This is a genomic window from Nocardia alba NBRC 108234 (assembly GCF_001612665.1).
GTDB classification, from domain to species: Bacteria; Actinomycetota; Actinomycetes; order Mycobacteriales; family Mycobacteriaceae; genus Nocardia; species Nocardia alba.
On sequence record NZ_BDAX01000021.1, the window covers coordinates 102,164 to 124,022 of the forward strand.

Here is a 21,859-nt window from a genome sequence, read left to right on the forward strand (position 1 = left end):
CTGGGCGAGGTTGGAAAACGGACCCTCATCAGGGCGAGATTTCCGGCACAATCGAGGTGTCGAGGATGGGCAGTGCCTCGGCTTACCGAGGCATTGGAGACAGGTCGACTTCCGGTACGGTGGGTTCGTTATCGGAGTGGCAAGAGTGAAGAGTGGGCGATATGGATGTGTGGGGATCCCGCCGCTTTCGCGTCCGGGGCGCAATGGCGATCGCGGGGGTTGCGACCCTCGCCATCGCGCTGTGCTCGTGCGGAGTGGGTGGGAAGACGAGTGAGTCGGAGACGGTGGTCCAGCGGTTCACCGAGTACCTCGACGATCAGGACTACGGCAAGGCCGCCGACCTGACCTCGTACCCCGCTGCCGCTTCGGCAACCTTGAAGCAAATGTTCGAGGGCCTGCAGTCGGGCACAGTCGACTACGAGGCGTCGCAAGTGATCGACCTCGACAAGCAGTCGGCGATCTTCAGCATGGAAGTCGACTGGAACTTCGGCGAGAAGAAGGACTGGACCTACACACTGCAGGGCACCGTCCGCAAGCTCGCCATCGGCTGGCGGATCTCCTGGGAGCCCGCGGTGGTCATGCCGCAGCTCACCGACAATCGGACCGTCAAGCTCGTGCGCACCACCGCGAAGCCGCCGCCCAAGGTTGTGGATCTGCCCGGCGAAACGCTGATGACCGAACAGACGCTCAACGTCATCAAGATCGACCCGAGCCGCACCGGCGACCTCGTCGCCACCACGAACGCCCTCGCCGACGCCATCGAACCGGTCGCGCCCCTGATCACCGGGCCGTCGCTCATGCAGCAGGTGGCGGCCTCGCAGGGCAAGCCGATCGTCGCGGTGAACCTGCGTGACGGCGATTTCGAGATCCTGGAACCGCGGATGGCCAAGGTACCGGGCGTGGTGATGGAGAAGCAGCCCAAACTGATCTCGGCCGACCGGCGCACGCGCTCGCCCATGCTCGACGCGCTGCGCGAGGTGTGGCAGGACAGCCTGGAGGCCACCGCGGGCTGGGGCGTGCAGATTTTCGAGGCCGACGGCAGATTCGTCAGCCAGGTTGCCGGATATCAGGGGCCGGCTGGGCCGGATATCGCCGCGACGATGGATCAGCGATTGCAGCGCGCCGCCGAGGACGCCGTGGTGAGCGCGGGGACCGCGGCGACGGTCGTGGCCATCCAGCCGTCGACCGGCGCGGTGGTCGCGGTCGCGCAGAACTCCTACGCGACGGAGAAGGGCCCCATCGCCTTCACCGGACTGTTCCCGGCGGGCGGCACGATGGATTTGTTCCGCGCCGTCGCCGCGGCGACCAAGAACAAGCCGCCGCAGGACGTCACGGTGCAGGAGGCCGCCGAGGCGGCGACCGCGCTCGGCGTCGGCGTCGACTTCAAGGTGGCCGGGCTCGACGAGGTGACCGGGCGGATCAGCACGCCCGGCCGCAGCACCGAGCAGGTGCGTCAGGGCGCGGGTGCCGACGCGGTGCAGGTGAGCCCCTTCGGGATGGCGATCGCCGCAGCGGCCATTTCGCGTGGGTCGGTGGTGGCGCCCATGATCGAGGCGGGCAAGCCGGGTACCACCGATACGCCGGTTCCCGCGCTGCCCCAGCCCGCGGTCGACCGGTTGCGCGCGATGATGAACGAGGGCATCGGTAAACCCGAGACCGCCGCACTGCGCGGATTCCGCGATATCACGGCCTTCGCCGCGCGGGGCGGCGCCGACGGTTGGCTGCTGGCGACCATGGGCGATCTGGTCTTCGCGGTGCACATCGCCGACGTCGACAGCGGCGACGCCACTTCACGGCTCGCGGCCGTGCTGCTGAAATCGCTGGCGACGCCGGAACCGTAGGGCGAGTGTTATCACTGCTCAGTGGCTATGAACCGGGTCTCGAATTCGATCTTGACCGGCTACGCTACGTCGGTGAACAGATACGCGCCGTTCGGTATCGATGCTCTATTGGTGATCGTTTTCTGCGCGATCGGCAGGCGCAGTCACGACGAAGCGGTCATCGCCGGTCTGCTGAAAACGGTGTGGCCCTTCGGGTTAGGACTGATTCTCGGCTGGGTCCTCGCGGTCTACCTCGCGCGGGAGACCCGGTTCGACGCAACGGCGTTGTGGCCCACCGGAATCCTGATCTGGGCGAGCACGCTCGTCGGCGGGATGGTGTTGCGCGCCATCAGCGGTCAGGGCGTCGCACCGAGTTTCGTGCTCGTCGCGGCCTGCGTCCTCGCGCTCTTTCTCCTGGGCTGGCGCGCCGCGATACGCGCGCTGCGGTGACGCCGACTCCATAGTTCCGCCTGTCGCGTCCCCGGATTCCTCGCGCCTGCGTCTGGCCTGCATATGCGGAGTGACGGAATAGAACTCCTGTTCGTACTCCTCGTCGTCGGCCTGCGGTGTACGGAACAGGAACGCGAAGACGATCCAGCCGACCACGGCGACCAGGATGAAGCTGACCAGCCGGTACACGAACGCGGCCGCGACGGCTTGCGCGGCGGGCAGCCCCGCGCCCGCGGTGAGACCGTAGATCAGCGTCGCGTCCACGTACACGATCCCGCCCGGCGCGAACGGGATGGACCCTACCGCCTTGCCCGCCGCGAACGCGATGAGCAGCCCGGACAACTTGGGATCGGCGCCGATCGCGTAACAGGCAGCGCCCAGACACGCCACGTCGGCGAACCGGTGCACCAGCGCCCACACCCCGACGAGTGCCGCGTCCTTCTTCCCCAGATCGACCGACTCGAGCTGCGCCCGAATCTCGGCCAGTTTGGCGATGCCGTGATCGGCGGGCTTCCTGCGCAGCCGGTTGATCAGTGCCAGCACCCGCCGCAGGATGGCCTCGAGCATGCCGGGATGGCGGGCGAGATAGTTGCCGATGAACAGGACCAGGCCGAGTACCACCAGCGAGACGACGAATTTGAACCCGATGCCCTGCCCGACCAGCGCGGCGCCCGCGAGTCCGAGCAGCGCCAGCCCGGCGGCGGCGACCACGCCGGAGAAGACCAACTGCCAGGAGGCGACGATCGGGCTCGCGCCCCAGCGCCGCGTCTGGCGGTAGGTGAACGCGGTGGAGAACACCTGGCCCGCGGGCAATGTCAGCGACATGGCGGTCGCGCCGTAGACCACCGAGACCGATTTCCCCTGGCTGACATCCACCCCGCCGGCATGCAGCAGTTGTTTCTGCACCCGCCCGAAGCCACTCATCGACATCGCCTGCAAAACGATGCACAGCAACAGCCAGCCCCAGTGGATCTCGGTGAGCGTGCGCCAGGATTCGTGCAGGCGAGGCCACAGATACAGGCCTTCACCGACGAGCAGCGCGAGGATCACCGCGCCGAGCACCCACTTGACCCACCGAAAGCGGCGGCGGCGCTCGGCCGGTGCGCCTGCTAGGTCGCCGTCGGCCGTCACGGTCTCAGCCTAGTGAACACAGTCGGATTCCGGCTGCCCGCAGACCGCGCACGGCAGGAGTGCGGGCGCGGGTGCGCTCGGCGCGGCGATCGCGGACTTCGGCCAGGCCAGACGAGTTTTTCTGCGTCTGCCGCGCAGCTGGACCTCGTCGCCGGTGATCCAATGTCGCTGCTCGCTCTCGTCGGCGAAATAGAGTGCGCTGCCCGAAGCGAGAACGCGGCCGGGATGATCTTTGGCCAATTCGGTGAGTCGCGACGCCTCGTTGACGGGGTCGCCGATCACGGTGTACTCGAAGCGATTCGCCGCGCCGATGTTGCCTGCGACAGCCAGCCCCGCCGAGACGCCGATGCCGATATCGAGGCTGGTCACCTCGCGCAGGGCTTCGCGCAGGTCGCGGGCCGCGGCGAGCGCGGCGCTCGGCGCGTCGGGGCGGTCCAGCGGGGCGCCGAAGATGGCAAGCGCGGCGTCGCCGACGAACTTGTTGACGAAACCGTGGTGGCTGTCGATCACATCGACCACCACCCGGAAGAACTCGTTGAGCAGGCTCACCACCTCGGTCGGCGGGCGTTCGGCCGCGGCGGCGGTGGAGCCGACCATGTCCACGAACAGCACCGCCACGAATCGGGTCTCGCCACCGAGTTCGGTGCCGTAGTCCAATGCTCGTTGCGCCACGTCCTCGCCGACGTGCTGGCCGAACAGCTCCTGCAACTTCAGACGCTTGGCCGCCTCGTCCATCATCCGGTTGAAGCCCACCTGCAACAGCCCGATCTCGCTGCCGTCGTAGACCTCCACCTGCACGTCACGTGAGCCGGCCTGCACCCGATTGATGGCTTGGGACAGCTGCCGGACCGGGTCCGAGATCGAGGATCCGGTGAGCATCGACAGCGCCAGCGCCTGCATGATCACCACGCCGCACAGCAGCAGAATCGAGATCGCGAGCGAGTTCGCCGAGAACTTCACGTCCGAGGAGATCTGGGTGACGCACAGCAGCACGATCGCGATGGTCGGCGCGAAGGTGCCCATGCCCCAGGTCATCGCCATCCTGGTGCCGACGCCGGGGGTGAGCGTGTGGTCGAAGGTGCCCTCGGTCAGCGCCTCCGCGGCGACCGGGCGCAGGATGCGCTCGCCCAGCATGTAGGTGAAGCCGAACACGATGGTGGCGGCCATACATTCGGTGACGATCACCGCACCCGCCAGCTCGGGCGATTCGGTGATGATCAGCGCGGCCAGGATCCCGCCGCCGATGATCCACAGCACCAGGTGCACGATCGACTGCCGCAGCGGCACGTGTAAGGCAGCCATCTGCTCGCGCCTGCTCGGTGGCCCGCCGCGCATCTGCCAGCGCATCACCGGTCGCAGCATGAGGGCGGCGGCGAAGATGCTCAGCACCGCGGCGACCCCGAAAACGAGCAGCGGCGCGAGCAGGCCCGTCTGGCGCACTCCACCCGGATCGCCCTCCGGAACCGGCAGGCCGTATTGGATGAAGGCCCACACCAGCACCGCACCGAAGGCATTCGCCAGCAGCACAGACGTCAGATACAGCGGCCAGCGCGTTCGCATGGTCTGTTTGACCGCTTCCAGTGGCGCTGACACGCATGCCAATCTATCCGACCATGTGCGCCGGTGATCATGACAGGCGACCGGGCAAGCACGGAGAGCGCGACTGTGGTCGGCACCGCTGCCCGCCGACCCGAGCCACTCCAGGGTCGGGACCGATAGGCTCTCTCGGGTGACCGACCAGAAGGTAGATTCCGGGACCGCGTCAACGCCGTGGCGCTCGGACGCCGAGGCAGTACATCCCCTGGTCCGCAAAACCGCCGCCTGGAGCTGGCGGCTGCTGATCATCTTCGGCGCGCTGCTCGCGGTCGGCATGCTGGTGCAGAAGTTCGCCACCGTGGTGATCCCGCTTGCCATCGCGCTGCTCGCCGCCGCGCTGCTCGCACCGCTGGTCGACTGGATGCAGCGGGTGGGGATCCCGCGCTCACTGGGCGTGTTCGTGGCGCTGCTCGGGTCGATCGGTCTGCTGGCCGGCGTGCTGACCTTTGTCGTCGAACAGTTCGTCGACGGGGTGCCCGGGCTGTCCAACGAGGTCACCAACAGTGTGCACAAGGTCCAGGACTGGTTGATCAACGGGCCGCCGCATCTGAGCGATCAGCAGATCCGCAGCGCGGGCGACACCATCGTGCGCACCATCCAGGACAACCGCGAGAGCCTGACCAGCGGCGCGCTGACCACCGCCACCGCCATCGGCCATATCCTCACCGGCACTTTCCTGATCCTGTTCGTCCTGATCTTCTTCCTCTACGGCGGGGACCAGATCTGGAACTTCGTCACCCGGATCATCCCCACCGCGCACCGCGAAAAGGTCCGTACCGCCGGTGAACTGGGCTTCGGCACGCTGGTCGGGTTCGTGCGCGCCACCGTGGTGGTAGCCGCGGTGGACGCGATCGGCATCGGCGCCGGGCTGGCGATTCTGCATGTGCCGCTGGCCCTGCCACTGGCCTCGCTGGTGTTCATCAGCGCGTTCATCCCGATCATCGGCGCGTTCTTCGCCGGGTTCGTCGCGGTGTTCATCGCGTTGGTCACCAAGGGTCCGGTGACCGCGCTGATCGTGCTCGGCATCATCATCGCGGTCATGCAGCTCGAAGGCCATGTGCTGCAACCGTTGCTGCTCGGGCGGGCCGTGAGCATCCATCCGCTGGCCGTGGTGCTGGCCATCACCGCGGGCTTGGTCGTCGGCGGAATCGCGGGGGCCCTGCTGGCGGTGCCGTTGATCGCGGTGGGCAACACCGCGATTCGCTATCTGCTCGCCGACAGTCCGGAGGAGGCCTTCGGGGAACTGGTCGCCACCGAGGAACGAAAACGGTTCAGCGCCGAGCCCGACAAACCGGAGCCACCCGGCCGCTTCGACGTGGCCAAGCGGCTGCTCCAAGAGGAAGCCGAGTCCGGCGATGCGGACCCACACCGCTGAGCTGAGCTCGGCCGACGCCGCGACCGCGCCACTGTGGCGGGCGGCGCAGGCGTTTCGGCTGGTCACGCTGCTGTACGCGATCGGCCAGCAGATCGCGTCGGTGTCGTACTACGAGCATCCGCGACTGAGCTGGATGCTGATCGCGGTGATGGCGATCTGGTCGGGGAGTTCGGCGCTGCTGCTGTCGCAGTGGTATTTCCCGGAGGCGACCGGGAAAATCCGTGGCTGGGTGGTCTTCGGCGACCAGGTGGTGACGATCGCGCTGATCGCCTCGACTCGCCTTGTCGCGGACTACGATTGGTACCACGGACACCAGACCTTGCCGACCACGTTGTGGATCGCGAACTCGGTGATCTCGATGGCGATTCTGCGCGGACCTGTCGCGGGTGTCCTCGCGGGACTGGTCATGTCGGCGGTGGTGGTGACCGTGCGGGATCAGTGGGGACAGGACGTGTGGGGCGACGCGACCGCACCGGTACTCGTGTCGGTGGGGTTGGCGCTCGGGCTGGCCGCCAATACCGCGCGACGGGCGCAGGGCCAGCTCGAGCGGGCCTTGCGCATCACGGCGGCGGCGCAGGAGCGCGAGCGGTTGGCTCGTGAGGTGCACGACGGGGTATTGCAGGTGCTCGCGTTCATCAAACGCCGCGGCGACGAGATAGGCGGGCCCGCACAGGAACTCGCGCAGCGCGCCGGGGAACAGGAGGTGGCGTTGCGGGTGCTGCTGTCCGAGCAGGCGGAGCTGCCCGACTCGGGTTCGGGCGAAGTGGATCTGCGGCCACTGCTCACCGCGCACGCCACGCCGAAGGTGTCGGTGGCCACGCCGGGCGATCCGGTCGTCGTCGGGCGGGTAGTCGCCCAGGAGATCGCGGCCGCGGTGAACACCGCCTTGTCGAATGTCGCCTTGCACGCGGGGCCCGACGCGAAAGCCTATGTGCTGCTCGAAGATACCGGTGACCACCTCGTGGTGAGCGTGCGCGACGACGGGGCCGGGATCGCGACCGGACGCCTGGCAGCGGCCGAAGCCGAAGGGCGGATGGGGGTTTCGCGCTCGATCGTCGGCCGGATCGAGGCCCTCGGCGGTGTCGCCGAATTGTTGACCGAGGGTGCGGACCTCGGCACCGAGTGGGAATTCCGGATTCCGCGCCACCTGGCGCGCTGAGCAGAGGAGTCAGCCGATGATCACGGTGATGGTGGTCGACGATCATCCGATGTGGCGTGAGGGCGTTTCGCGCGATCTCGCCGAAGCCGGTTTCGAGGTGCTGGCCACCGCCGACGGCGTCGGCACGGCCGCGCGTCGAGCCGCGGCCGTTCAGCCCGCCGTGGTGTTGATGGATATGCAGCTCACCGACGGTAACGGGGCCGCGGCGACCGCCGAGGTGCTGCGCGTGTCGCCGCACAGCCGGGTGCTGGTGCTGTCGGCCTCGGCCGAGCGCGACGACGTGCTCGACGCGATCAAGGCCGGGGCCAGCGGGTATCTGGTGAAGAGCGCGTCGGCCGCCGAGTTGATCGACGCCGTCAAGGCCACTGCCGCCGGTCAGCCGGTGTTCACGCCAGGATTGGCCGGGTTGGTGCTCGGGGAGTATCGGCGGATGGCGACCGCGCCGGTGGCCGCCGATCAGCCGCATCGGCCGTCGTTGACCGAGCGGGAGACCGAAGTTCTGCGGATGGTGGCCAAGGGGCTGTCGGCCAAACAGATCGCCACCCGCTTGAACCTCTCGCACCGCACCGTGGAAAACCACGTACAGGCCACCTTGCGAAAGTTGCAGCTCGCGAATCGAGTCGAGCTCACCCGCTACGCGATCGAACAGGGACTCGAGTAGCGGTTCTCGGCGCGCCTGCGCCGATGGACTGACCGAAGGGTGCGACGAAGGAGTGCCCGTAGGGAGGGAAGAGGTGGAGTCAAGCGCCGAGAACCCGCGGCGCCAGCCGCAAAAGATACGGGTTTGCCCTGATGCGCTCAGCGAGGGTGTCTGGTTACCCTCGATGACATGGGCGGTCCTGAATCCCTTTTCGTACCCGGCGCCGCGACAGCAGGTCCGGTCGGCGACCGTGAGCTGCGTGTCTCCGATGCCGAACGTGAGCACGTCGGCCAGCTGTTGCAGCGGGCCGTCGGGCTCGGCATGTTGTCGCTCGGGGAGTTCACCGAGCGGATGGATACCGCGCTGGCCGCCAAGACCCGTGGCGAACTCAACGCCGTGCTGGTCGACCTGCCCGGTATGCGGGTGGCGGGCACACCGCAGCCCGCCGCGATGCCGCGTCCACGCCACATCCCGGTTCCGCCCGGTGGGTCGAATCCGAACGCGATCCGCAGCCGGTTGTCGGGGGTTCATCGACGCGGGCCGTGGCAGGTGCCGCCGGTTCTGCACCTCAACAACCTGATGTCGAGTGTGACCCTGGACTTCACCGAGGCGGTGATGCAGACGCAGATCGTGGAGATTCAGGTCGACGACTACTGCACGAGCCTGACGGTGCTCGTTCCGGCCGCTGCCACCGTCGACCTCAACGGCCTGGATCTGGTGGGGTCCTCGGCGAACAACAAGGTGCGCACGGGACCGCCGATCGGGCCGCTCCATCTGGTCGTGCACGGGCGCGTCCGGTTCGGGTCGGTGACGGCGAAGTATCCGTTGATGGTGCAGTGGAGGCGGTTCCTGGGGTCGTGAACCGCCCGGGCTGATTCGGGTAGGAACCGGGGGTTCGGCGGGGGTTTCTACTCATGTTCGGCGAGGGTGGGGCGTCGACGATGGGGAGATGAGTACCGCTATCGATCCCGCGCTGGTTGCGCGGCTCTCGGGGGAGTTCACCGCGCTCGGCGCCCGGATGGGTCAGCTGGGGGGTGATCTGGATGTGCTGTCCACGCAATTGCGGGCCGAGGAGGCGGTGCGTGGCGGCGGTTCGGCGCCCGCGTCGTCGGATGGGCCCGCTGTGAGTACTGGGCCTGCTGCTGTAGATCCCGCGCCTGTGGTCGGTCAGCCTGCGGTGAGTTCGGCGCCTGCCGTGGGCCAGCCTGCTATGAGTCCGCCGGTTTCGGGTGTCGGTTACGGCGGTCCGCCTCGTGGCGTCGTCGGTCCGGCCGGTTGGGCCGGGGGCGGTGGGCACACGCCGGTGTATGCGCCGACGGTGGGGATGCCGGTGCCTCCGGGTACGGGACGGAGACCGCAGGCGGGGCCAGGGTGGGGGCAGGCTACCTATCCGGCTGGTCGTCCTTTCGCCCCGATGCCGATGCCGATGCCGATGCCGATGCGGGGGCCTCGCGTGCCGTGGTGGCAGCGGGAAGGGGTGATCTCTAGGGTGCTGGCGGTGGCCGGGGTCGGAGTGACCTTGGTCGGCGTGCTGATGCTGTTGGTGCTGGCGGCACAGGCCGGGTTCTTCGGACCGGTAGCGAGAGTTATTGCCGGGGCCGCATTTTCGGTCGTGCTGGTGGGGATCGGGTGGCGGGTTTTCGGGCGCCCCGGCGGCCGGGTCGGTGGAATCGCCATGGTCGCCACCGGTATCGCGGGGCTGTACCTGGATGCTGTCGCGGTGACCGGGTATTACCGGTGGGTGCCGGTCGGGGTCGGGCTCGCGGTGGCGCTGGTGGTGGCTTTGGTCGGGGTCGGGATCGCGGTGCGATGGCAGTCGCAGCCGTTGGCCGTGGGGGTTGTGGTGGGGGCCGCGATATTGTCGCCCGCGTTGACGACCGAGTTGCTGCTGCTCGGGTTCCTCGTGGTGTTGCAGTCGGCGGGGGTTCCGGTGCAGCTGCGCAGGGATTGGCCGGTCCTGCACGTGGTACGCACCCTGCCGGTGGTGCTCGCCGTGCTGGGAATGGCGGCGTTGAGCGGGCTAGAGGGGGCGATCTCCGGCGAGCAGGCGCACCAGCGGCAGGGACTGCTGGTCGCCGCGATCGCCGGCGCGGTGGTCGGTCTGGTCGGTGCGCTGCTCGCGGTGCGTCGCAGACCCGGTGACATCACCGCGAGCATCACGATCGCCCTGACCGCGCTGCCGGTGCTCGCCACCGCCACACTCTTCGACCGTGTGGTGAGCGCTTCCGTCACCGCTGTACTGGCCGCTGTCCTGCTCGGCCTCGCGGCCACCACGCTGATTCCGCGCCGTCCGACCGAGGGTTCCGCCCCTGTCCGGCCTGCGCGGCACACGGCACTGGTAGCGGGCCTGACCGGTGCTGTCGCACTCTTGCAGACCTGCACCATGGCGACAGGCGGTCACCCTCGGCTGCTCCCGACGACGCTGTTCGCGGTCGCCCTCGCGTTTCTCGCGGTGGCCGCCGCGAGTCGCACCAGGGTCGCGGCGGGGCTGGGTCTCGCGTTCGCGTTGCTCGGCGGGTTGGTGATGCTGGCGATCGCCACGCCGGAAACACTGGCGCTGCAACGGCTCGCGGTGGCCGGGCTCGATGTCGCGACCGCGGTGGCGGCCGTGGTCGGGTTGGGTGTCGCGGCGATGGTGGCGTGGACCGTGCCACGGTTGCCGCGGTGCGACGACCCGGCACTGGTCACCGGGGTGTGGATCGCGGTGAGTATCGCGGGCCTGTACTACGTGCTGGTCGCCGCCGTGTCGCTCGGCGTATCCAGCGGTGGCGCTGACGGTTTCATCATCGGGCACAGTCTCGCGACCATCGTGTGGATGGTGGTGGCCACGGGCTCGCTGTTCTACGGATTGCGGCGGCTCGCCAGTTCGCCCGCCGTCGCGAAAGTCTGCCTGGTGTCCGGCCTGCTCGTGGCCGCGGCGGCACTGGCGAAACTGTTCCTGTTCGACCTGGCGACACTGTCCGGTCTGGTCCGGGTCATCGCGTTCCTGGCAGTCGGAATCCTGTTGCTACTCACTGGAACCCGCTACGCGCGTGCCTTCGCCGAGGTCGCACCATCTCGCCAGGGCTCCTAGAAATGGCTGACCGGCGGGGCTCGAAGGCCCCGCCGGTCACCGGTTTCGAGACTCAGTCGTCTTCGCGTCGGCGCAGCAGTTCGTTCACACTCACCGTCCGGCCCTCGGTGCCGTGGTGGCGACCCTCGTCCTCGGCGGGGCCGCGACGGGACGAGCGCAACTGGGCCATCCAGTTCTCGATCTCGTTGCGGGTGGCCGCGGGGGATTCCGGTGCGGTGGAATCGGCGGGGGCGGATTCCGGCGACGCTTGCGAAGGCTCCGGAGTCGGTGCGGCGGGGGGCGCGACAGCGGTGAAACCGGAAGGCGCCTGCCACTGACCGGGGGCGCCGAGCTGCTCGTTCGCCGGAGCCTCGTCGGGTTCCCAACCGGTGGCGGATGTTTCGTCGGTTGCCGAAGCCGGCTGCGAAGGCGTGGTCTCCTGTCGGACCTCGGTGAATCCGGGCGGCGCTACCTGCGGGCGGACCACATCAGCCGGTCGGGCCGAACCCGGTCGCTCGCCGGAGGTATCGATGACAGGACGGCCACGGTCCGCCTCGTCGGCCGAGGACGGCGTGACCGGCGAGAAACGCGGTCCGCTGCCCTGTTCGGACGGGGTGAAACCGCGTGGCGTGCCGGGGCTCGTCATGCCGTTGTTCCACGGGGTGCTCGGCTGCGGTGCGACCGGTACCGCGTCGCCGAAGACACCCTGCGGCGAATCGGGCGCGGTCTCCGCGTGCGCGATGCCCCCCTCGTGCGACTCGGTGCGACCCGCGCCGGGCGACGCCGTGAAGTCGGGTCCGGCGACCTCGTGCGGGCGCGAAACCGTATCGCGCGCAGCGGGATCGGTCTGATCGGACGAACGGCTCGGCTCCGGAGCGGGGAACTCGGGCACGACCGCCCTGAGGTTCGACGAAGTCACCGGACTGAATCCGTTGAAGGTTCCGTTCGACGGAGCCTCGCTCGGCAGCGGTGTCTGCGGCGGCGTGTTCACGAGCCGTGGCGCCTGCGGCGGGACGATCCCACGGGGCGGCGGGGTCGCCGTGCTCGGCCTGGCAGGCGGCACGATGCTCGGCCGTGGCGGCGAATCCGCTGGGGGCGTGCCGAATCCGGCGCTGTCGTCGGGCGTCGATACCCGAGGGGTCTCGCCGATCACGCCGGCGGTGTACCCCGAGGGTGGCTGCACGCGTTCGGAGCCACGCGGCGCGGCACCGGGGGCGATGCCGGGCAGATCGAGACCGGACCCGTTGTCGACCGGGGCGGCGGTATCGGGCGGTCCGAAGCGGGAATCGGGACCGAAGCTCGGTCCTGTCACGCCGGTATTGCCTACGGGACCGGACTCGGCGCCGCCGAACGGTGAACTGCCGCTGGGTGATTCGCCGGTGCCGTTCGTGTGTCCACGCCCGGGGGTCGGGCGCGCGGCGCCGCCGGGGCCGGTTCGGGGATCGCCGAGGTCGGCCAGCGGGATCGGGGGGGTGCCGAAGCTCGGCCCCGAATAGCCACGGTCCTCGTCCTCGGCGGTGTCCGAGGTCGAATCATGCTGTCCCTGAACGGGATTCGTAGCATCCGGCTGCACGACCGGGAGCACCTGGGTCGGCTCGCCGGACAGGTACTTCGGCAGTTCGACGCCGGAATCCTTCGGCTCGGCCGCGTCTTCTTTCTCGGCTCTACCCGGCTTGACCGTCGGCAACTCTCGCGTCGGCTCACCCGAGGACAGCATCGAGGCGCGCGGGCGCGTCGGATCGGGCGACATCGGCTGGCGCGGCCGAGTGGGCTCGGCATCGACCTTGTCGATGCGCGCGGTCGGGGCCTCGGCCTCGATCTCGGCGACCGTGCGTGGCCTGCGCGGGGTGCGGGCCAGCTTCGAGTCGGGGACCGCCGTCATCTGCATGGTCGGCGGGTCGGTGATCGGTGTGGTCTTCACCAGGTCGACCACGCCGCCGTGTTCCGGGCGCTCGTCGTCGAGGATGGGTTCACCGAGGCCGATCTTCTCCTGGATGCGCTTCATCCACTTCGGCGCCCACCAGCAGTCGTCGCCGAGCAGCTTCATGATCGCGGGGACGAGCAGCATGCGCAGAATGGTGGCGTCGATGAACAGCGCCGCGATCATGCCGTAGGCGATGTACTGCATCATCACCATGTCGGAGAACGCGAACGCACCGGTCACCACCAGCAGAATCAGCGCGGCGGCGGTGATGATCCGGCCGGTTTGGGCGGTACCGATCCGCACGGCCTCGGTGGTCGACGCGCCTTGGGCGCGCGCCTCCACCATGCGGGAGAGCAGGAAGACCTCATAGTCGGTCGACAAGCCGTAGATGATCGCGATGATCAGCATCAAGACCGGCGCGCTGATCGGCTGTGGGGTGAAGTTCAACAGCCCGGCGCCGTTGCCGTCGACGAAGATCCACGTGAGGATGCCGAGCGTCGCGCCGAGACCCAGCGCGCTCATCAACGCGGCCTTGATCGGCAGCACCAGTGAACCGAATGTCAAGAACATCAGGATCGTGGTGGTAGCCAGCACGAGCAAGATCATCCACGGCATCAATTCCAGCAGCGTGTCGATGCTGTCGGCCATGAGCGCGGGCTGACCGGTGACGTACATCGTGACGCCGTCGGGCACCTCGATGGCACGGAGATAGTCGATCGTCGGCTCGGCGCCGCCGGTGGGGTTGACCAGAGTCGCCGAGGTCCGGAACACCTCGGGGTTGGTCGGCGACTTGACCGGCACTTCGAAGGGACCGACCAGCCCGGGAGCCTGGTTGGCTTCCTTCCAGACCTTGCCGATCGCGTTGGTGTTGTCCGAGACGAACACCAGCTGGATCGGGTCGGTCTTCTTCAGCGGGAAGACCTCGTAGAAGTGCTCGAGCGCGGACCGGGTCGGATTGTCCGGCGGGAGATACTTCTCGTTGATTCCGCCGAAGGCCAGATCCTTGACCGGGATGATCAGCAGGAGCAGACCGATCGTGATCGGGATGGCGATCTTGAGCGGATGCCGCATGACCCAGCGGGTCGTGTTGCCCCAGAATCCGTTCTCGATCTGTTCGGCGGTCTTGGTCTTGCGGAATCGCTTGAGCCCGAACATGTCGACACGGGGGCCGAGCACGGCCAGCATCGCGGGCAGGATCGTCACCGCGGTCAGCGCCGCGAGGGAAACGGTGGCGATGGTGCCGTACGCGACCGACCTCAGGAAGCCCTGGGGAAAGATCAGGATGCCGCCGAGGCTGGCGATGATCATCGTCGCGGAGAAGACGACCGTTCGCCCTGCCGTCATCACGGATCGTCGAACCGCGGCGCGAGTCTCGTAGCCCTCGGCTAGTTCCTCGCGGAAACGACTGACTATGAACAGGCCGTAGTCGATCGCGAGGCCGAGACCGATCATGGAAACGACACCGGTGACGAACATGTTGACTTCGGTGAAGTTGGTCAACGTCATGACGAGACCGTTGGCGCCGAGGATCGTCAGACCGCCGATGATCAGCGGGAGTGCCGCCGCTACCACGCCGCCGAAGATGAAGAAGAGCAGGATCGCCACCGCGGGGATGGCCAGCACTTCCATCCGTTTGGAGTCGTGGTCGAGCGTGTCGGTCAGGGTGACGGCGAGCGGCTGTAGGCCCGAAACCTCGACGTCGACGCCGGGAATGGCGAAGGCACCGGCGACGGCCCGGTAGTTCGCCATCATGACGGTGTCGTTGTCCCCGGCGATGGCGATCGAGGCGAACGCGTGCTTCTTGTCCTTGGAACCGAACAGCGATGGCGCGGCGGGCGAGGTGCCCACCTTCCAATAGGAGCCGTTGATCTTGCCGATCTGATCAGGATGTTCCGCGACGACCTTGGTGAGGCTGTCGACGACCTTCTGCGAGAACTCCGGGTCATCGACCGTTTTGCCCTCGGGGGCGTTGTACATGACGATCACATCGGCGGTGTGATCGCGCCCGTAGGACCCGTCCGCGATCTGCGCGCCCTGTACGGACTCCGACCCGGGATCGAACCAGCCGCTCTGCGTCAAGCGGGGGCCGAGCCCCATGCCGTACGCGCCCAACGCCAACATCACCCCACCGACGATGATGATGACGGCGAAGCGGAACCGGTAGACCAGATCGCCCCAGCGGGTGAACACTTAAGCGACTCCTTGACCAGGGCGAGAAGTGAGTAGCGCGGACAACGGCCGGAACGGCTGGAGCCAAGCGCCCTCGTCGGGCAGCGACTCGAGACTCACCCGCGGTAGCGGTTCGCGGAACACACCGGGGATGTCCTCGAGGTCGACGAACCCGAGGGTATCCGAAGTGACGGCCCAACTCGCGTGCTCACGGAATCCGAGCACCTGAGCTGGGATTCCTTTGGCCGCGATGGCTTCCAGTGGTTCACGGAACGCTTGGCCGTCGGCCGAGGCGACCATGATGCCGGCTAAGCCGCCGTCGCGGTGACGGGCCGCGATGTGGGCGAGCATATCGGCGTCGACATCGGAGTCTTCGTCGATCTTGGGCTTGGCGAACACCGCGAAACCGACATTGCGCAGCGCTTCCACCCAGGGGCGGACCACGTCGGCGGTGCCGGGCGCGATGTTGGTGAAGACGGTGGCCTCGGCCTCGATGCGCCCCTTGGTGGCGATCGAGATCTCGGCGGTGCGCGCCAGCAGCCAGCGGCCGAGGGCGTCGAAGCGGGGACGATAAGCGGCGGTGGGGCGTCCACCGAGGATGGCGCCGAGCCCCATGTCGAGGTTCGGCGCGTCCCAGACCAGCAGCACACGTCGAACATCGGAACCGCTCGACGCCTCGGAACCGGAGCCTGCCTGGGCGGGCACCGGCATCTCGGGGGCGATCTCACTCACGCTCATCTGTCGATCTTCCCCCATATGAACTCGTTGATGGCGCTACCGGCGCGCAGGCCTTTGCCTTCGAACTTGGTGACGGGCCGTTCGAAACCGATCGGCGCGGTGATGCGATTGGCGGCGCTGTCGCCGCCGGTGGTGTCGTTCAGGCCGGTGAACAGCGGTTCTTTGGAGCCTACTTCGAGAATATGCTCGGCGTAGTCCGCGTGGTCGGTGGCCACGTGCAGCACGCCGCCCGGCTTCAGTCTGCTGGCGATCAGCGAGAAGGTCGGAGCCTGGAGCAGCCTGCGCTTGTGGTGGCGGGCCTTCGGCCACGGGTCGGGGAAGAACACCCGAACGCCGATCAGCGATTCCGGGGCAACCATGTTCTCCAGTACGTCGACGGCGTCGCCGCGCAGCAACCGGATGTTGTCGATCTGCTCGCGCTCGATCTGCTGGACCAGCTGGGCCAGACCCGGCTCGTAGACCTCGATGCCGATGAGATTGAGGTGCGGTTCGGCCGTGGCCATGGCGGCGGTCGCGGTGCCGGTGCCGGTGCCGATCTCGATCACCAGCGGTGCCGCGCGCCCGAACCAGGCGTCGGGGTCGAGCGGTTCGTTGGCCACATTGCGCCCGATCACCGGCCAGGTGCGATCCCATGAGGTCTGCTGGTTCGGCGTCAGCGCGCCCCGCCGGGTGCGGAAGCTCGTGACGCGCGGGTAGAGCCGGGAGCCGGTGAGCGAGCGTCGGCCCGCGTCGTTCGGCATCTCCGACAGCTTGTGGCTGGTCGGCTCGGCGTGGTCGGCGGCGTCGTTCACGTCGCCCATTGTCCAGCATGCGCGGAGCTACGCGACAAGCGAGTTCGGGGGAGTGCTGATCCGCCCAGGTCGGCAGAAGGTTCGCCCCGCCCCGGCGTGGCGCGGATCTGACACAATGCCCTCCGAAAAGGGGGTGTGCGCAATGCTGACAACCACTGAATTCGCACAGACACGACCCGCGGACCAGCTCGACGCGCTGATCTCGGTTCTGGGCACAGGTCGCGGGGGTGATCCGGGGATCGCCGAACAGCTCGCCGCGGCGGCCGCGCGCCGTCGTCGTCCATTGCACATCCAGATCACCGGGCGTGCGCTCAGCGGGCGGACCACCGTGATGGGCGCGCTGGCGTTGTTGTCGGCGCAGGAGACCGCGCCGGTCGATCAACCCGAGTTGCCGGACCCGGTCCTCGACGGCGATCTGGTCATCTACGTGCTGGCCGGTGCGCCGCAGGCCGCCGACTATCGCCTGCTCGCGACCGTGCCGCAGGGGCGCGGCGTGGTGGTGCTCAACAAGGCCGACGCGGTGGGCGCGCGCTGGGGCGAGGCGGTGGCCGCGGCCCAGCGGCACGCGCAGGAACTCGGCCTGCCGATCGTGCCGATCGTCGCCTCGGTCGCCTCCAAGACCAGGGCGGGGGCGGTGAGCGCCGAGGATCTGAACGAGCTGCGCAGGCTCGCGGTCGGCCCTGATGTGCCGTCGGTGCTGGCGGCCGATCTGTTCGTCGGCGTCGGCTCCGATCAGCAAGCGCGCAGGCGGCTGATCGCCAACTGGGATCTCTACGGCGTGGACTGCGCGCTGTCGGCCCTGCGCGCCGATCCCGAGTTGCCCGCGTCGGCGATCATCCAGATCCTGCACTCCGCGAGCGGGATCGACCCGCTGCACAAGCTGGTCCACCGCCGATACGAGCAGGTGGAAGCGGTGCGCGGCGGCGAACTGCTCGACGAGCTGACCAGGCTGGCCGCCCGCGCTGTCCCCGGCGACGGTGGCCGCGCCCGGGAATTGATCGAGCAGTACCTCACCGGCGACGAGGCGCTCTGGGCCGGACTGTGCGCGGGCTTGGCCTGCCCGCAAGTCGCGCACCTGGCCGCGGGCTACCCGTCACCCGCGCCCGGCGACGTCGACGAGGCGCTCGCCCGTGCCACCCGCTGGCGTGCCGTCGTGTCCAGCGATATGCCCCCCGCCGCCCGACGGGCCGCGCTGCGCGTGCACAACGGTTACGTCAGAGCCTGGGAGCGGATGTCAAGTGCCGGCCTCTGAGGTCCCACCCGGCCAACGCACTGCCGTCGACGAGCTCGGCCATGGTGATCCGGGCGATCCGGATGCGCTGCCCGAGGCGGTGGACGCGGTGATCGACCGGTGGAATCCGCAGGGCGGCGCACTGCTCCGGGCGATGGCCGCCGCGGGGGAGGGCAGCAGCGTCGACTTCTTCGCCCCCGACGACGCCAACACCACCCTGCTGCGCACCGAACTCGCCCGCTTCGAACCCCTGATCGAGCTGGCCGATCCGGCCCCCGGCAGTGATCCGGCCGCCGCGCTCATCGTCTTCGACGCAGGCAGTGTCCTCGGCGCCGACATGTTCGCCCTGATCGACCGTCTGCGGGCCGCCGACCAGCGCATCCTGCTCGCCATGAACGGCTTTCACGCCTACCAGGACTGGCGCTCGACCCGCGACCGCAACCTCGAACTACTCGCCGCGCGCGGCATCACCGACCTCGACATCGTCGCCGTCTCGACCCGGCTGGCCGCCGCCGCGCGCGCCACCGACGACTCGGCCCTGCTCGACCGCTCCGGCGTGGCCGCACTGCACGCCACCCTGGCCGCGGCCACCGCCAAGGGACCGGCCGACGGCGCCCAGCGTCGCACCGCCGTCCGCACCAGGGTCCTCGCCGACACCAGGGCCAGAATCGACGAGCAGATCGCCGCGCTGCGCTCCGGCACCGACACCGACCGGATCAGGGCCGAACGCATCGGGCTGGTCGCCGAGCGCGACGGGGGCCGCCAGACCGGCCTCGCCGCGGTGCGCAGTCAGGTCCAGCTCGCCCGGGTCGACCTGACCACCGAGCTCGGCGCGATGGTGCGGGCGCTGCACACCCGTTCCCGCGCCGAACTGGATCGCTGCGACCGCGCCGAACTACGCGCCTACCCGCAGCGTTTGCAGCAGGCGGCCGGTGAACTCTCGGTCTCGGTGGACGCCGTCATCGACGAACGGGTCATCGAAGCGGCCCGCCGGATCGGCACCGCCGCGCCGACCGCCCGTCGACGCGATCCGGCGCCCCGAGTCGGCCCCGATCCCGACAAGAGACACCGTGGTGTCGAAGATCACCTCATGATCGCGCTCGGCGCGTCGGCCGGTGTCGGCCTCGGCCGGTTGTTCGTCGCGCCGCTGTCGCTGGTGCCGACTCTCGACGTGGCGAGCGTCCCGGTGACGCTGCTGCTCGGCGCGGGCGCGGCCGCCTGGGTGGTGCGTGCCCGGGGCCAGCTCGCCGAACGCAACCACATGGCGCAGTGGGTCTCCGAGGCGCTGGTGAATGTCAAAGCCCAGCTCGAACAGCGTGTCGCTGGAATGCTGGTGGACATCGAGGCCGAGCTGGCCGAGCACGTGATGCGAGAATCGACCGCGCGGGCCGTGGCGGTGGATCGGCGTGTCGCCGAATTGGACGCGCTCGCGCGCAGGCTCGTCGCGGAGCGGCCGGCGCAGTTGACGGCGTGTGAGCGCGACATCGTCACGCTCGATCGACTGTGAGCATGTGATTGGCCGACACGGCCGTGGGTACCTGTTAGGGAGCCCGATGCCATATTGAACGTCATATCGCGTTAACCTGGAGTCAGGAACCTGGGCGTCCGCTCTTGCCAGTCGATGCGCGGCCACCGTCCGTGTACGGCCTCCTCAGCCGTCTACCGGGGTTGTGCGACGGTTGGTCACTGCGGACGCCTTACCCGCCCATGGTGGCGATCGATGGATCGAACAACCCCCATCTCAGGAGAGTTTTCATGACCTCAGCGACCATTCCTGGTCTTCGTGGATCCGACGGCACGGCGCCGACCGAGCACAGTGAACTGCTCGCCTGGGTACAGGAAGTCGCAGAGCTCACCCAGCCCGATCGCGTTGTCTGGGCCGACGGCTCCGACGCTGAATGGGATCGCCTGACCACCCAGCTGGTCGAGGCAGGCACCTTCCAGCAGCTCGACGAGAAGAAGAAGCCCAACTCCTTCCTAGCGCTGTCCGATCCTTCCGATGTGGCCCGCGTCGAATCGCGTACCTACATCTGTTCGGCCACCGAGGCCGACGCCGGTCCGACCAACAACTGGGTCGACCCCACCGAGATGCGCGCCACCATGACCGAGCTGTATCGCGGCTCGATGAAGGGTCGCACCATGTACGTGGTGCCGTTCTGCATGGGCCCCTTAGGCGCCGAAGACCCCAAACTGGGTGTGGAGATCACCGACTCCGAGTACGTGGTCGTGTCGATGCGCGTGATGACCCGCATGGGCCAGGCCGCGCTGGACAAGCTGGGCGCCGACCGGCCGTTCGTGAAGGCACTGCACTCCGTCGGCGCGCCGCTGGCGCAGGGCCAGGCCGATGTGCCGTGGCCGTGCAGCGACACCAAGTACATCACCCACTTCCCCGAGGACCGCGAGATCTGGTCCTTCGGTTCGGGCTACGGCGGTAACGCGCTGCTCGGCAAGAAGTGCTACTCGCTGCGTATCGCCTCGGCGATGGCTCACGACGAGGGCTGGCTGGCCGAGCACATGCTGATCCTCAAGCTGATCTCGCCCGAGAACAAGAACTACTACGTCGCCGCCGCGTTCCCGAGCGCCTGTGGCAAGACCAACCTCGCGATGATCCAGCCCACCATCCCCGGCTGGCGCGCGGAGACCCTGGGCGACGATATCGCCTGGATGCGTTTCGGCAAGGACGGTCAGCTCTACGCCGTGAACCCGGAGTTCGGTTTCTTCGGCGTGGCGCCGGGCACCAACCACAGCTCCAACCCCAACGCGATGGCCACCATCGACGCGGGCAACACCGTCTACACCAACGTCGCCAAGACCGACGACAACGATGTGTGGTGGGAGGGCCTGGAAGGCGACCCGCAGCACCTGATCGACTGGAAGGGCAACGACTGGACCCCCGAGTCGGAGGGTCACGCCGCGCACCCGAACTCGCGCTACTGCACCCCGATGTCGCAGTGCCCGACCCTGGCGCCGGAGTGGGACGACCCGCAGGGCGTGCCGATCTCGGCCATCCTGTTCGGCGGTCGCCGCAAGACCACCGTCCCGCTGGTGACCGAGTCGTTCGGCTGGGAGCACGGCGTGTTCATGGGCGCCACCATGGGCTCGGAGCAGACCGCCGCCGCCGAGGGCAAGGTCGGCACCGTTCGTCGCGACCCGATGGCGATGCTGCCGTTCCTCGGCTACCACGTGGGCGACTACCTCAACCACTGGATCGACCTCGGCAAGAACGCCGACGCGAACAAACTGCCGAAGATCTTCTACGTCAACTGGTTCCGTCGCGGCGACGACGGCCGCTTCCTGTGGCCCGGATTCGGTGAGAACTCCCGCGTGCTGGAGTGGATCGTCGGCCGCATCGAGGGCCGTTCGGGTGCGACGGCCACCGCGGTCGGCAACGTGCCCTCGGCTGCCGATCTCGACCTGGACGGCCTCGACGCGGTCGCCACCGACGTCGACGAGGCACTCGCGGTGAACGCCGACGAGTGGCGCAAGGAGATCCCCTCGATCGAGGAATGGTTCGAATTCGTCGGCGACAAGCTGCCTTCGGGCGTGCGTGACGAGTTCGAGGCACTCAAGGAGCGCCTGGGCTGATCCCCCCACACACCCGAAACCGCCCGTACCGTCAGGTACGGGCGGTTTTTGTTCGTACCGGGTTCATCGGACGATTTCCGTGGACTCTTTATGGGTACATCTGTCGGGTGTCAGAGAGTCGGTGGTCGCGTCGGTGCGACTGTCGCCTATATTTCCTCTCGAGCTGAAACCCCTGCGAGACTCCCGCACCGCAACGCG

General features: G+C 68.4%; 14 protein-coding genes and 1 pseudogene. 10 read left to right on the forward strand and 5 right to left on the reverse strand.

Translation table 11 applies throughout. The features are described 5' to 3' along the window. The first annotated feature begins 161 nt into the window (after positions 1-161). Together NA12_RS23040 and NA12_RS33225 are read left to right on the forward strand one after the other, a co-directional pair. Positions 162-1,841, forward strand: coding sequence for an NTF2-like N-terminal transpeptidase domain-containing protein (locus NA12_RS23040; protein ID WP_243654776.1), 1,680 nt, complete (start codon positions 162-164; stop codon positions 1,839-1,841). 72 nt (positions 1,842-1,913) lie between these two features. Then, entirely contained in the window at positions 1,914-2,270 is a 357-nt protein-coding gene (locus NA12_RS33225) for a DUF3054 domain-containing protein (protein WP_084473040.1), read from the forward strand. An 81-nt stretch (positions 2,271-2,351) separates the two neighbouring features. On the opposite strand, the pseudogene NA12_RS23045 reads toward NA12_RS33225, so the two are convergent. Further along, positions 2,352-3,401 (reverse strand): annotated as a pseudogene (locus NA12_RS23045) (lysylphosphatidylglycerol synthase transmembrane domain-containing protein); the annotation flags it as partial. 9 nt (positions 3,402-3,410) lie between these two features. Continuing rightward, positions 3,411-4,994 (reverse strand): adenylate/guanylate cyclase domain-containing protein, encoded by a 1,584-nt coding sequence (locus NA12_RS23050; RefSeq protein WP_443093718.1) that lies wholly within the window; start codon positions 4,992-4,994, stop codon positions 3,411-3,413. Positions 4,995-5,130: 136 nt separating this feature from the next. On the opposite strand from NA12_RS23050, the gene NA12_RS23055 reads away from it, so the two are divergent. From NA12_RS23055 to NA12_RS23075, 5 genes are all read left to right on the forward strand, one after another. Next, positions 5,131-6,372, forward strand: a complete 1,242-nt coding sequence (locus NA12_RS23055) for an AI-2E family transporter (RefSeq protein ID WP_067455061.1) — start codon at positions 5,131-5,133, stop codon at positions 6,370-6,372. Continuing rightward, positions 6,353-7,531 carry a MacS family sensor histidine kinase gene (macS, locus tag NA12_RS23060; RefSeq protein WP_067455064.1) on the forward strand — a complete coding sequence of 393 codons (1,179 nt, stop codon included), beginning with the start codon at positions 6,353-6,355 and terminating at the stop codon, positions 7,529-7,531. Before NA12_RS23055 ends, macS begins: the two co-directional genes overlap by 20 nt. A gap of 16 nt (positions 7,532-7,547) precedes the next feature. Next, positions 7,548-8,192: a response regulator gene (locus NA12_RS23065; RefSeq protein WP_067455067.1), complete on the forward strand. Its 645-nt coding sequence runs from the start codon at positions 7,548-7,550 to the stop codon at positions 8,190-8,192. Positions 8,193-8,360: 168 nt separating this feature from the next. Continuing rightward, positions 8,361-9,032 (forward strand): DUF1707 SHOCT-like domain-containing protein, encoded by a 672-nt coding sequence (locus NA12_RS23070; RefSeq protein WP_067455070.1) that lies wholly within the window; start codon positions 8,361-8,363, stop codon positions 9,030-9,032. An 88-nt stretch (positions 9,033-9,120) separates the two neighbouring features. After that, entirely contained in the window at positions 9,121-11,244 is a 2,124-nt protein-coding gene (locus NA12_RS23075; protein ID WP_243654775.1) for a DUF2339 domain-containing protein, read from the forward strand. 52 nt (positions 11,245-11,296) lie between these two features. On the opposite strand, the gene NA12_RS23080 is transcribed toward NA12_RS23075, so the two are convergent. Genes NA12_RS23080 through trmB form a run of 3 tightly spaced genes read right to left on the reverse strand, consistent with a single transcriptional unit; the run spans position 11,297 to position 16,854 of the window. Further along, on the reverse strand, positions 11,297-15,337 hold the full coding sequence (locus tag NA12_RS23080; protein ID WP_243654774.1) for an MMPL family transporter: 4,041 nt from the start codon (positions 15,335-15,337) through the stop codon (positions 11,297-11,299). Next, entirely contained in the window at positions 15,338-16,054 is a 717-nt protein-coding gene (locus tag NA12_RS23085) for an NYN domain-containing protein (protein ID WP_174551122.1), read from the reverse strand. Then, positions 16,051-16,854 carry a tRNA (guanosine(46)-N7)-methyltransferase TrmB gene (trmB, locus tag NA12_RS23090; RefSeq protein ID WP_067455072.1) on the reverse strand — a complete coding sequence of 268 codons (804 nt, stop codon included), beginning with the start codon at positions 16,852-16,854 and terminating at the stop codon, positions 16,051-16,053. Before trmB ends, NA12_RS23085 begins: the two co-directional genes overlap by 4 nt. 133 nt (positions 16,855-16,987) lie before the next feature. On the opposite strand from trmB, the gene NA12_RS23095 reads away from it, so the two are divergent. The 3 genes from NA12_RS23095 to NA12_RS23105 all read left to right on the forward strand — a co-directional run bounded on the left by NA12_RS23095 (position 16,988) and on the right by NA12_RS23105 (position 21,661). Then, on the forward strand, positions 16,988-18,097 hold the full coding sequence (locus NA12_RS23095) for a hypothetical protein (protein ID WP_067455074.1): 1,110 nt from the start codon (positions 16,988-16,990) through the stop codon (positions 18,095-18,097). Next, positions 18,084-19,583 (forward strand): hypothetical protein, encoded by a 1,500-nt coding sequence (locus tag NA12_RS23100; protein WP_243654773.1) that lies wholly within the window; start codon positions 18,084-18,086, stop codon positions 19,581-19,583. Before NA12_RS23095 ends, NA12_RS23100 begins: the two co-directional genes overlap by 14 nt. Positions 19,584-19,831: 248 nt before the next feature. Further along, positions 19,832-21,661: a phosphoenolpyruvate carboxykinase (GTP) gene (locus tag NA12_RS23105; RefSeq protein WP_067455077.1), complete on the forward strand. Its 1,830-nt coding sequence runs from the start codon at positions 19,832-19,834 to the stop codon at positions 21,659-21,661. The last annotated feature ends 198 nt before the right edge of the window (positions 21,662-21,859 follow it).

What these genes read in the sequence shown, in the direction of transcription:
- NA12_RS23040 (WP_243654776.1), top strand. Translation starts at nt 162, where the DNA reads ATGGATGTGTGGGGATCCCGCCGCTTTCGCGTCCGGGGCGCAATGGCG.
- macS (WP_067455064.1), top strand. Translation starts at nt 6,353, where the DNA reads ATGCGGACCCACACCGCTGAGCTGAGCTCGGCCGACGCCGCGACCGCG.
- NA12_RS23065 (WP_067455067.1), top strand. Translation starts at nt 7,548, where the DNA reads ATGATCACGGTGATGGTGGTCGACGATCATCCGATGTGGCGTGAGGGC.
- NA12_RS23070 (WP_067455070.1), top strand. Translation starts at nt 8,361, where the DNA reads ATGGGCGGTCCTGAATCCCTTTTCGTACCCGGCGCCGCGACAGCAGGT.
- NA12_RS23075 (WP_243654775.1), top strand. Translation starts at nt 9,121, where the DNA reads ATGAGTACCGCTATCGATCCCGCGCTGGTTGCGCGGCTCTCGGGGGAG.
- NA12_RS23085 (WP_174551122.1), bottom strand. Translation starts at nt 16,054, where the DNA reads ATGAGCGTGAGTGAGATCGCCCCCGAGATGCCGGTGCCCGCCCAGGCA.
- trmB (WP_067455072.1), bottom strand. Translation starts at nt 16,854, where the DNA reads ATGGGCGACGTGAACGACGCCGCCGACCACGCCGAGCCGACCAGCCAC.
- NA12_RS23095 (WP_067455074.1), top strand. Translation starts at nt 16,988, where the DNA reads ATGCTGACAACCACTGAATTCGCACAGACACGACCCGCGGACCAGCTC.
- NA12_RS23105 (WP_067455077.1), top strand. Translation starts at nt 19,832, where the DNA reads ATGACCTCAGCGACCATTCCTGGTCTTCGTGGATCCGACGGCACGGCG.